Consider the following 11,752-nt stretch of genomic DNA (forward strand, 5'->3'; position numbering starts at 1 on the left):
CCAAGTTAGGTGACTCTCCCACGCTAACACTACGTTTTTAGCGTGGGATTCTGATGGAATTGATTGCGGTATTAGCCGCATTTGTCACAAAAAGAGCGTTCGCGTAGCGTGACCTTTGGTCAATCGCGCTTACCTAAAAGCCTTACCTGATCTGGATTTAATCAAAGTGAAGCCCAGACTCGAAGACTACAGTTTGTTGTTAGGTTTGTATATTACATCATAATCAAAATTTTGTAAACTAGATTTTAATGGTTGCTTGATTTTAGTCACTCCAGAGAGGCGAGTATGAAGTTGACATTGTCCAAGATAAATTTGTGCTACACTATCTCCTGGATTCAAGCGTAGACATTCCTGAAACAGAACTGATGCCTTGGAGAAATAACGCAGATTATAAAGCACCAAGGCTTGTTCAAATTTGCTGCGAGTAATTAACTTGCCCTCTCGCAATTGCGGTTCATCGGCATCAAAGATTTCATAAACTGTCACCATTTCGGATTTGCCCTTCACTGGTACCCGATCAATCAAGCGAATGGCATAAGCTAAGGGATTATCTAACTTCCAATAAGTATGGTGAGTGATTAATAATGGCACCCCATAAGGTTTCGTTAATTCTTCTAAACGAGACGCTAAATTAACCCCATCGCTGATGACAGTGCTATCCATCCGATTTTTTCCTCCCACTGTTCCTAACATCAAGGAACCAGTATTGATGCCAATGCCAACGGTGATGGCTGGGTGTCCTGAGCTTCGCCGAGATTGATTATAGTCAGCTAGGGATGTGAGCAGAGCAATTCCGGCGTTGACCGCATGATTAGCACTTTCGTTAAACAGAGCCATAATCCCATCCCCCATGTATTTATCAATAAAGCCATGATTTTCAGTGATGACAGATTCCATACGAGAAAGATAGGTATTGATAAATTCAAAATTTTCCTCAGGTGTCATACTTTCCGAGAGGGTGCTAAAGGAGCGAATATCGGAAAATAGCACCGACATCTCTTGCTGAACATGATCCCCTAATTGAACATCGACAATGCTTGGTTTGTTCAATAACTGGAGAAACTGATGGGGAACAAAGCTTTCATAAGCTTGATTAACTTGCGAGAATTCCTGCATCAAGCGTAGGTGTTCTGCTTCTGCTTTTTTGCGTTGGGTGATATCATGAAAGGCAACGATAGCATAGGCAATGTTACCCAATTCATTAAAGATAGGTGTTCCCCAACTTTCTATAGGGAGAATTTTGTCTTCTTGGTGGATTTCAATATCATCGAGGGTGGAGTTTTCACCTTTTAAGGCCTTTACAGCAACTAATTTTTCAGCAAAGTATAGCTGATTGGTTCCGGCAACATAAAGTTGATAAACCTCTGGCATTTGCTCAACTGTAGTTAATGGCACGACTCCCTTTCCGAATAACTGCCGCGCCTTATAATTGAGGAATTCTAGTATCCCCTTATCATTAAACACAGCCACACCCACAGGCATCCTTTCTAGGAACTGGGTCAATTGATACTGCTTCTCTAGCAGTTCGTCAACTAGGACAGCTTGCTGACGGTTTATAGAACTCAGGTGCTGCCACTCTTGATTAGCTTGTTCTGGTGCTGTAGTATATTCTGAAATCTGTGCTGCTTGATCACAGATTATTTTTTCCAAGTGCTGATTGAGTTCCTGAAGTTGGCGATTTTGTGCCTTCAATGTTTCCTCAAGAAGATAACTATGTATGGCTTCTATGACTGTCAATTTAAGGTCTTCAGATGGACAAGGCTTGCCTAGGTAACGATATAACTTTGCATACCGAATTGCCTTGGCTGTCCCTTCCAAATCCAGATCATCCGTCAGCATAATTTTGATAGTTTGGTTAGAGAAAAAATAAGCTATGTTTAATAAGTCATCCCCTTTTAGATCAGGGATAACAGCACCAGCCAAAACTAAAGCAACTTCAGACTCATCATGGCGCAACTCTTCGACTAACTTGACAACCCCTTTACTCCCTTCAAAATTTTCAATCAGATGTTCTTTGCCGAGAGTCTTACCTAGAGATGTTTTTAGGCTATTGAGAACTGATGGATCATTATCAATACAAATAATTATTAATGGGTTTGTCATGCCAAATTATCTGCAAAATCATATTGAATTAGTTAAATTAATGCCTGGCGGCAATTAATTATTATATAGTTTTGATAGTCACACCAAAAGGTTGCCTGCTTATTAATTTATTGAAGTAAATCAGTGGCTGTAGCTGTAATTAAAGATAAACTATTAGTCGCTAAAATATTATTCATTGAGCATTTATTACTAAGAGTAATACATCAACAGTAAACCACAAAAAATCTACATATTTCCTTTATTTATAGCAACCGACTTATCTCAACCTATGGATTTAGCAGACAAGCTCTATTTGTTGGAGCAACATATAGCATTGTGGCGATAGTATCCTCTACCGTCAACACAAAAATGTAGCCAATTGCTTTTAAAATTTGGCTACACTATTGACCCAGTCTGCTGGAAATTTATCGGATTAACCCACTCAATTAACCCCGAATCCCTTAGAATATACCTAAAACCGAATTATTCCCCTTAAATAAGTTATTTGTCAACTATCCCAAGACAACCATTTGATAGGCATGTCAGCACTATACATAATAGTATGTATTTGTCAATTAGCAAGTGTAGCCAGTTTAATCACTGAATCAACCTAAATTAATTGTCTGCCTTGTTAGAAAGCGCTAAAGTGTCGTTTGAGATATTGGGGAACTGTTAGTGATGACTATTGATCAGGTACTTGACATCCTCAAAAGTGTTGAGAAAATCAAGTTGACTCCACTTCAGGAATGGATACTGCACCAAGCCTGGGAAGGAAAAACCTATACCGATATGGCGATCGAAGCACACTATGGTCCTGAATACCTCAGAAAGACTGCCTATAAGTTGTGGCGATTACTGGGAGATATTTTTGGCAAAGCGATCACCAAGACCAATTTCCGGAACACCCTGGAGACAACCCCGATTACTCCCTACTATCAAGAGATAATTGAGCAATATTACCGCCGTCAATGCCTACGTCAAATTGCTGAATTTCCCAGTGGAGCACTTCCCCTACCATCTCAGCTTTATATAAAGCGTCCTCCTATTGAAGAGCTTTGCTATCAAGCCATCCAGCAACCTGGGAGTTTGCTCCGGATTACAGGACCAAAAGAGACAGGAAAAACCTCTTTGCTGCTGCGAATATTAGACCAGGCAAGAGAAAAACAATATCACAGAGTATACCTCAATTTTGACCAAGCCGAAACCGCAATTTTAAGTAATTTAGACCGGCTATTGCGCTGGTTATGTGTTAACGTCAGTTACCAACTCCAGCTTCCCCACCAACTGGATGACTATTGGGATAAAGACCTAGGCAGTAAGGTCAGCTGTATGAGTTACTTACAAGAACATATCCTAGAAAAAATACACCATCCCCTCGTTTTGGCAATGGATCAAGTTCATCACCTGTTTGAGCATGCCCAAACTGCTAAAGATTTTTTGCCCTTATTGCGCTCTTGGCATGAGGAAGCTAAACAACTACCGGTGTGGCGAAAGCTGCGGGTGATTGTGGTTTACTCGACAGAAATTTATGTTGCTCTGGAAACTTCCCAATCTCCGTTTAATGTGGGATTACCGATTAAGTTACCCGAGTTTAACAAACAGCAAATCCAGCAGTTAGCGCAGCTTTATAGATTACATTGGTCAAATAGTGAAGCTGCTGAGAAACTGATGGCTATGGTGGGAGGACATCCGGGATTAGTGCAGCTTGCTCTCTATCATTTGGCTTATCATAACATTAGCCTAGAACAATTACTCGCTGAAGCAGCTACTGCTACGGGAATTTATAGTGACTATTTGCGGCAACACTTGAGTGTACTCAGGGCAAATCCTGATTTAGCTACTACTCTTAAACAGGTGGTTATAGCAGATAGGGGAGTTGAACTAGATCCAATCAGTATCTATAAGTTACAGAGTATGGGTTTGGTGAGTGTTCAGAGAAATCAAGTCACACTCTGTTGTAATTTATATCGTCAGTATTTTTTAGAACACCTTGATATGTTGAAGGTTGAAGGTTTAAGGTTTAAGGTTTAAGGTTTAAGGTTTAAGGTTAATCTATGGCTTACGTTACTAATTACTAATGGCTTGAGTAATAGCTAATCACAAAATTCCCCTGTTTTGAAACAGGGGTGGTTCGTGGAAAAAACAGTTGTGGGAGCGGACGCTAAATCAACAGGTGATTGAATTTAATCTAAATAACCCATCAGCTGTGGATCAGCATCAATATCATTTGGGGCGATGGGACGCTTGCCCATGATGTACTCTATTTCGTCAAGATGAAGACTACTAGCAGCAATTGGTCTCTCCCCAGACACCTTCATGATACCGAGTACCTCAATGTTGCTAGAAGTGATGGGGCGCTCTCCCATTACAGACATCGTTTCTAATACCTGGAGATTACTGGCATCAATTGGTCGATGTCCCATTATGCTGTGTGTTTCACTAATATGAAGCTCACTAGGAGCAATGGGACGGTTTCCAGGTAAAGGGGGAAGTGTATCCAGGGCAGAGGTTTCCTGTGCTGGAGCTTCTGCTAGCTGAACTGCGGTAGTGTTTTCATTGATTGCAGTGCTATCGCTCACAGTGCTATCGCTCACAGTGCTATCGCTCATAATCGTATACCTAGAAGTTTTTAACCGAGTTTTTTAGCTATTCGGGCAAGATTAGCCCGTTGGTCCTACCCGCTGGCGGAGATGTGGGATTAACTATTGGTGTTATTGCCTCGTCTATGGGCGAGCGGGGTGCTTACAAAGTAGGAGAACAAAAAAAGCTCTGGTTGCTGTATTGACCTGGAGTCTTTGCTGTAACTGAGTTTAGTAAGGAGTAATCGGTAAATGAGAATCGGTGATACTCATTTTAATCCCATTAATTACGTTACAGACCGCAACGTTAGCTTAATTTTTATTCTTGACTAACTTTTACAAGTATTATAAAGCCTTAATTATATTAAGCTACATTTTACGAAAGTAAACAATTAGGTCAAGGATTATAAAGTAGTTCTCAATTGGGTCAGGTACTTAGGCTCTGGTTGTTAGGGAATAGGGAGCAGGGAGTAGAGAGTAGGGAGCAGCCCAGCCATTGGGGAGCCAGCGCCTTCATGATGGCTTCCCCTCCATGAGCGAGTCCATCAAGATTGGATAAGAAAATTGAATGTACTTGATAACTATGACAAATGCTATAAAGGTTGAGACTGGCTTTTGACCCCTTTAGGTCTACAACTAAAGCCCTACAACCGAGACCTCTGGAGCTAACCAGTTTGAGATACTACATTTGATATACTACAGCTGATTAACCGATAACCAACCAAATAACCTACCCTGCACTGGACACTAAAGGTGAACAACCGATTAACTTACGCTACACTGGATGTCAATGGGGAATAACCAAATAACCTTAATCCCTAGGATCGATTGCTGAGTTCTTCACATTTTGTTACAAATGTAGAAGTAACTCTCGCAGGATGCAAGATGGTTATGTTAGGTGGCTTCACCGGTACAAATAATTCTGGCACTGACTGGGGTGAACAGCTGCTCAATACTGTTGCCAGCAAGACCATTCGCCACCTGTTTACCACAAGCGAATCGGTAGATGTGTCTGTGCGCTGCTATCCCTCTAGCAAGTTGCTACAAGGTAGCATCGATAGTTTCAAAATGAGTGGTCGTGGTTTAGTGATTCGTCGGGAATTCCGGACAGAGGAGATGTCCTTTGAAACCGATGCTGTCTCTCTGGATTTCAGCTCAGTGCTTCAGGGTAAGATTTCTCTGAAACAACCTACTCAAGCGATCGCTCAAGTTATTCTTACTGAAGCTGATATCAACCAATCCTTTAAAGCACAACTAGTAAGAAAGCGGCTGGAAAACCTTTCTACGCCAGCCTTAACCGCACTATCTGGTGGTGATCCAGTTTCCTTTACTGAGGTGCAAGTTGAGCTGCAACCGAACAATGGTCTACGGTTATTTGCTAAGGCTAACCTACCCAAGTACGGCATAGTACCGATTAGTATGACATCTACCATCGGAGTAGAACGGCGACGGCGGATTTTGTTTAAAGACTCGCAGTTTCAAGCTAATGAAATACCAGAGTCGTTACAAGAGATATCTAAAACTTTGACAGTAGCCCTCGATGAGATCTTGAACAATATGGTGGATCTAGACCGCTTCAACCTGGATGGTGTCACTATGCGCATCAATCGTCTAGAGACCCAAGGTAAAAAGCTAGTTTTCAGTGGCTACGCCCAAATCGATCACATCCCGAATAATCCTTGACCGATGATTCCTTTTGAATACCCATTATTAAAGGGTGGGGAGATGGGGAGATGGGGAGATGGGGAGATGGGGAGATGGGGAGATCAGTTGCGTAGGCTGCTCTAGGGAAGGGCTCGCTCTGATTTTCCGCCTTTTTGCGCCTTGTTGAGACAATCCGCCCGAAAATTTAAACGGGCAAGATTCCCGTTCCACCGACCGGGTCAAACAGCTTTTAGGAGATACACCCACAAACTCAGACAGGGGTTAAATGTCATCGGGATTAATACCCATCTGTCGTAACCGTTCAGCTAGTTGTTGAGCTCGTTGTTGAGCGAGTTCAGCTCGTTGTTGAGCCAGTTCAGCTCGTTGTTGAGCCAATTCCTTCTGTTGACGTTCTTGTTCAGCTCGTTGCCGTTGAAGTTCGGTTCGTTCTGCCTCAGTGGGAATCCAATTCCCATTTTGATCATACCAACGTAGCCACAACCGATTTAATCCCCGATATTGACCAAGCCATAGCCCTATACCCAATTGCAACTCAGGGATCCAAAATTGGGAATTGTCTATGGTTTGGGGTTGATAGCTACCGCCATCTAACTTAAAAATTCGCAATTCATTGCTGACTCGGTCGAAGGTGAGATAGTAGGGAATTGCTAAAATCTGCTCGTACACTTCCCATTTGGTGGGTGGTTCTCCCGTTCGTTCACTGTAACCGAGGTCTTGATCTCTGGTGCTGGCAGAGAGCAACTCTATCGCCACAATGGGTCTGACCTCTTCTTGCCAGATCACATAACTCATCCTGAGCTCTCGTTCCTGGTAGAATCGGGAAATCCCTACTACGGCAAACCAATCCGGTCGTTTATACCAAGCCGTATGCTGCGGGTCATAATATAAATTTAAGTCACTGGCGACAAACACCCTTTCCCTGTCATAATTGGGAGGGCGAAATGTCTCACTACACAGTTGTGGTTGCCAAAGATGAAATTCGTCAGGCAAACCCGGCTCCTCGGGATCTTCACTGGGTAAATCATACATGGTGGGCAGGGTTTCTTTAGCCGGATGAGGGAGAATAACTTTTTTAAATGAGGGTTTGGCAAGTGACATGAGATGACCTCAATTTTTCCGACTGATGAGTTTGATCTTAGCAACTGCCGGTAAGCATTTAGCCCTCAGCTGTCAGCTGTCAGCTGTCAGCCATCAGCTGTGCTCCCTGTTCCCTGTTCCCAAAGCGTACCCCCGTTTCCCTTATAAAAGAGGGACTTTGAGCTTGAGAAGCGTACCTCATACATCCCATAAACGCTATATTGGACTTTCCTGCTCCCGACTCCCTCGGTGCGCTTTCCGCATCTAATTATTAAATTCGCCACGGGTCGCACCGCTCCCTACTCCTTTTACTTTATAATTATAGATAAACCAAAAAACAACTACCAATATCATGCTAGATTGGTTAGCAGTTTGGGGAATTTCTAGTGCTGGTGGCTATCTCGCCAAAGAGGTGATTGGTCCCTTGGCAAAAGAGGCTCTAGAAGACTACACTAAAGAGTTTTTCAAAGAGTCTATCAAAGAGTATACTGGACTATCGGATCAAAATACCCAAAAATTTTTGGTCAAGCCTTAAAATAATTCGTGGCTTTATTGGAAGAAGAATTGGAAGATGCTGATTTATCTAAGCAAAAATTAAAACCGTATAGTAAACCTCTCAAGCAGTATATTAAACATAAATCCATTAAAGCTATCCTGGGCAGTGCGTTCAAGTATGGCTGTTAAGGAATAGATACCGATATATTAGCGAAGACTTAGATTGAGCTTGACTTATTAGAATTACCGGAAGGATTTGATTGGCACTATGTACTATATTGGTAAAAGCTATCTCAAGAAAGGAAAAAAAAAGAACAATAAGAAAGTAAAAAATAAAAATATTATTCGGGAATCAGAGCAGTTACGGCCTATTCGAAATTCCCAAACCTTGGAAGCGATCGCAGAAAACACTAAACCAGAAATTACCCCAGATTTTGAATTAAAAAAATATCAGGAAGCACTCCTAGAGAGCTATGGTAATCTCAAATTGGATAGTTTGGATACTAGTGGCTGTGCTTATAATGAACTAAAACTCTGGAATATATTTATCCACCAAAATGTGCAAGAGGTTCATGACTTGATGCCGGAGGGGATTCATGAACTGCCTAAGGATTATTATCAAAAACTGCAAGAGAGTGGTGAATTAGATATCGAAATTGACCAAAAGGAGTTGCAACGAGCTAGAAAGGATTATTATCAACAGCCAATTAAATCCGTATTGGATGTAATTAAGGACTCTCAAGGCTATCGCTATTTGGTGGTTTTAGGAGACCCAGGCTCTGGTAAATCTACCTTGCTGCAATATTTAGCATTGGAGTGGGCAAGAACTGATCTAACTACTGAAAGTTCTCTACGGATTCCGTTACTGATTGACTTACCCACTTATATCCGGAATCGCGATAGTGGACAGTGTCAGAATTTCTTGGAATTCTGCCATCAAAGTAGTGGAACGATATGTCATCTCAATCAAAATAAACTTGATGATAAGTTAAAGGCGGGTATTGTCTTAGTGATGTTTGATGGCTTGGATGAAGTGTTTGAGCCAGGGAAACGAGAGGATATAATTACTGATATTCATCGCTTTACGAATAATTATCCTAAGGTAAGAGTAATTGTGACATCTCGGGTAATTGGTTATAAACCTCAACGGCTACGGGATGCTGATTTTCGTCATGTAATGCTCCAAGACTTGGAGTCGGAACAAATTCAAACGTTTATCCAGCAGTGGCATGAGTTAACCTTTACTGATCAAGTCGATAAAGTTAGGAAACAGGAGCGCTTACAAAAAGCAATAAAGACATCCTCTCGGATTCGAGAACTGGCGCAAAATCCCCTATTACTAACCATGATGGCAATCCTGAACCGCAATCAAGAATTGCCTCGTGACCGCTCTGAACTCTATAACCAATCTTCTCGGTTACTGCTCCATCAATGGGATGTGGAACTAGCATTACTAGAAGATAATCCTGTTGATCCGAAGACTATTGATTATCAAGATAAGCAACAGATATTGGGAAAAGTGGCAGATTTCATGCAGGGTAATCAAGGGGGATTAGCGGGAAATCTGATTAGTGGGGAAGATTTAGAAAGAATTATCAAAGAGGAGCTGAAATTACGGGAGGTTACTAATCCTAAAGCTGTTGCTAAGGTAATGATTAATCAGTTGTGTACCCGCAATTTTATCTTCTGTTCAATGGGAGCCAATTACTACGCTTTTGTGCATCGGACATTTTTGAACTATTTCTGTGCTCGGGAATTGGTCAGGAAATTTGAGAAAAAGCAGGAGATTTCCCTAGCACAGTTGAAAACTGAGGTATTTGGTAAGCACTGGCGGGATGAATATTGGCATGAAGCGCTCCAGTTGATTGTGGGCATGGTTGATTCTACCAAAGCTGGAGAGATTATTGAGTATTTGATGGAACAAGGTGGAGTAGAGGATGATTTTAATAATTTATTTCTGGCAGGGGATTGTTTATCTGAGGTTAGGAATCGGTATGAGATTAAATCAACGAATATTGGATTACTGAATCGCGTCAAAGACTTAATTCATTATGATCTAAATTCTACTGATAACAAGTATGGAGATGAGGCCAACTTAGTCCGTGATATTCGCACTAAAGCTGTTGTAGCAGTAGCCACCCATTGGCAAGACCACCGAGATACCTTAGCCCTACTTAAAAAATTGGCTCGCTCGGATGCTGATAGGTATGTGCGAGTTAGAGCAATTGAACAGTTAGTTCAAGGTTACAAAGACCACCGAGATACCTTAGCCCTACTTAAAAAATTGGCTCGCTCTGATACGGATTTGTGGGTGCGAGCTACAGCAATTGAACAGTTAGCTAAAGGTTACAAAGACCACCGAGATACCTTAGCCATACTTCAAGAATTGGCTCGCTCTGATACGGATTTGTGGGTGCGATGTAGAGCAATTGAACAGTTAGCTAAAGGTTACAAAGACCACCGAGATACCTTAGCCATACTTAAACAATCGGCTCGCTCTGATACTGATTCGGAGGTGCGAATTACAGCAATTGAACAGTTAGCTCAAGGTTACAAAGACCACCAATATACCTTAGCACTACTTGAACAATCGGCTCGCTGTGATACTGATTCGGAGGTGCGAGTTAGAGCAATTGAACAGTTAGTTCAAGCTTACAAAGACCACCTAGATACCTTAGACATACTTCAAGAATTGGCTCGCTATAATACTGATTCGTGGGTGCGAGGTACAGCAATTGAACAGTTAGCTAAAGGTTACAAAGACCACCGAGATACCTTAGCCATACTTAAACAATCGGCTCGCTGTGATCAAGATTGGCAGGTGCGAGTTAGAGCAATTGAACAGTTAGCTCAAGGTTACAAAGACCACCGAGATACCTTAGCCCTACTTCAAGAATTGGCTCGCTGTGATACTGATTCGGATGTTCGATGTAAAGCAATTGAACAGTTAGCTAAAAGTTACAAAGACCAGCGAGATACCATAGCCATACTTCAAGAATTGGCTCGCTCTGATACTGATTCGTGGGTAAGAATTACAGCAATTGAACAGTTAGCTAAAGGTTACAAAGACCACCGAGATACCATAGCCCTACTTCAACAATGGGCTCGCTGTGATACTGATTCGTGGGTACGAGTTACAGCAATTGAACAGTTAGCTAAAGGTTACAAAGACCACCGAGATACCATAGCCCTACTTCAACAATGGGCTCGCTATAATACTGATTCGAGTGTGCGAGTTAGAGCAATTGAACAGTTAGCTAAAGGTTACAAAGACCACCGAGATACCATAGCCCTACTTCAACAATGGGCTCGCTCTGATACTGATTGGCAGGTGCGATGTACAGCAATTGAACAGTTAGCTAAACGTTACCAAGACCACCGAGATACCTTGGCCCTACTTCAAGAATCGGCTCGCTCTGATACTGATTCGGATGTGCGAGTTACAGCAATTAAACAGTTAGCTAAACGTTACCAAGACCACCGAGATACCTTAGCCCTACTTCAAGAATCGGCTCGCTCTGATACTGATTCGGATGTGCGAGGTAGAGCAATTGAACTGTTAGCTCAAGGTTGGCACGATCGCGTAGCGTGGCCTACGGCCAATCAGCCTTGGTTATTTGAATTTTTATGCGATCGCATTCTCCATGACCCCTATGATCCTAATAAGGATAAGAAAAACGTGATTGTCTATGGACTAGAAAACAATCCTCGACAAGCAGCCCTTAATGCCATCCTCAAATATTATCCTAACCATTCCCAAACCCGATCCTTATTACAGGATAGAGCAGAGCATGACTCCGATCCTGAACTGCGGAAGTTTGCTAAGGATAATTTAGAATGTAGAATTTAGAATT

At 42.0% G+C, this 11,752-nt stretch carries 9 protein-coding genes; 5 read left to right on the forward strand and 4 right to left on the reverse strand.

The annotated features are described in order from the left end of the window. Nucleotides 1–186 precede the first annotated feature (186 nt). Nucleotides 187–2,103, reverse strand: coding sequence for an adenylate/guanylate cyclase domain-containing protein (locus tag F6K63_RS15680; protein ID WP_287312633.1), 1,917 nt, complete (start codon nucleotides 2,101–2,103; stop codon nucleotides 187–189). A 657-nt stretch (nucleotides 2,104–2,760) separates the two neighbouring features. On the opposite strand from F6K63_RS15680, the gene F6K63_RS15685 reads away from it, so the two are divergent. Next, on the forward strand, nucleotides 2,761–4,113 hold the full coding sequence (locus F6K63_RS15685) for an AAA-like domain-containing protein (RefSeq protein WP_008191148.1): 1,353 nt from the start codon (nucleotides 2,761–2,763) through the stop codon (nucleotides 4,111–4,113). A 152-nt stretch (nucleotides 4,114–4,265) separates the two neighbouring features. Here F6K63_RS15685 and F6K63_RS15690 read toward each other — a convergent pair whose 3' ends face one another. Next, entirely contained in the window at nucleotides 4,266–4,691 is a 426-nt protein-coding gene (locus F6K63_RS15690; RefSeq protein WP_008191146.1) for a hypothetical protein, read from the reverse strand. 861 nt (nucleotides 4,692–5,552) lie between these two features. Here F6K63_RS15690 and F6K63_RS15695 point away from each other — a divergent pair. Next, complete coding sequence (locus F6K63_RS15695; RefSeq protein WP_287312700.1) at nucleotides 5,553–6,344, forward strand: LmeA family phospholipid-binding protein; 792 nt, start codon at nucleotides 5,553–5,555, stop codon at nucleotides 6,342–6,344. A 243-nt stretch (nucleotides 6,345–6,587) separates the two neighbouring features. Here the strand turns inward: F6K63_RS15695 and F6K63_RS15700 are convergent, their stop codons facing one another. Beyond that, nucleotides 6,588–7,424 (reverse strand): Uma2 family endonuclease, encoded by an 837-nt coding sequence (locus F6K63_RS15700; RefSeq protein ID WP_287312634.1) that lies wholly within the window; start codon nucleotides 7,422–7,424, stop codon nucleotides 6,588–6,590. Nucleotides 7,425–7,510: 86 nt separating this feature from the next. Beyond that, nucleotides 7,511–7,687 (reverse strand): hypothetical protein, encoded by a 177-nt coding sequence (locus F6K63_RS15705; protein WP_154659986.1) that lies wholly within the window; start codon nucleotides 7,685–7,687, stop codon nucleotides 7,511–7,513. A 68-nt stretch (nucleotides 7,688–7,755) separates the two neighbouring features. Between F6K63_RS15705 and F6K63_RS15710 the strand changes: the two genes are divergently transcribed. The 3 genes from F6K63_RS15710 (at nucleotide 7,756) to F6K63_RS15715 (ending at nucleotide 11,748) form a co-directional block, all read left to right on the forward strand. After that, nucleotides 7,756–7,938, forward strand: a complete 183-nt coding sequence (locus F6K63_RS15710; RefSeq protein ID WP_071102165.1) for a hypothetical protein — start codon at nucleotides 7,756–7,758, stop codon at nucleotides 7,936–7,938. Nucleotides 7,939–7,946: 8 nt separating this feature from the next. Beyond that, nucleotides 7,947–8,087: a hypothetical protein gene (locus F6K63_RS37845; protein ID WP_287250419.1), complete on the forward strand. Its 141-nt coding sequence runs from the start codon at nucleotides 7,947–7,949 to the stop codon at nucleotides 8,085–8,087. A 79-nt stretch (nucleotides 8,088–8,166) separates the two neighbouring features. Next, nucleotides 8,167–11,748, forward strand: coding sequence for a HEAT repeat domain-containing protein (locus F6K63_RS15715; protein ID WP_287312635.1), 3,582 nt, complete (start codon nucleotides 8,167–8,169; stop codon nucleotides 11,746–11,748). Nucleotides 11,749–11,752: the final 4 nt, after the last annotated feature.

It is taken from the genome of Moorena sp. SIO1G6 (genome assembly GCF_010672795.1).
GTDB lineage: Bacteria > Cyanobacteriota > Cyanobacteriia > Cyanobacteriales > Coleofasciculaceae > Moorena > Moorena producens.

What these genes read in the sequence shown, in the direction of transcription:
- F6K63_RS15690 (WP_008191146.1), bottom strand. Translation starts at nt 4,691, where the DNA reads ATGAGCGATAGCACTGTGAGCGATAGCACTGTGAGCGATAGCACTGCA.
- F6K63_RS15700 (WP_287312634.1), bottom strand. Translation starts at nt 7,424, where the DNA reads ATGTCACTTGCCAAACCCTCATTTAAAAAAGTTATTCTCCCTCATCCG.
- F6K63_RS15695 (WP_287312700.1), top strand. Translation starts at nt 5,553, where the DNA reads ATGTTAGGTGGCTTCACCGGTACAAATAATTCTGGCACTGACTGGGGT.
- F6K63_RS15710 (WP_071102165.1), top strand. Translation starts at nt 7,756, where the DNA reads ATGCTAGATTGGTTAGCAGTTTGGGGAATTTCTAGTGCTGGTGGCTAT.
- F6K63_RS15685 (WP_008191148.1), top strand. Translation starts at nt 2,761, where the DNA reads ATGACTATTGATCAGGTACTTGACATCCTCAAAAGTGTTGAGAAAATC.
- F6K63_RS15715 (WP_287312635.1), top strand. Translation starts at nt 8,167, where the DNA reads ATGTACTATATTGGTAAAAGCTATCTCAAGAAAGGAAAAAAAAAGAAC.
- F6K63_RS15680 (WP_287312633.1), bottom strand. Translation starts at nt 2,103, where the DNA reads ATGACAAACCCATTAATAATTATTTGTATTGATAATGATCCATCAGTT.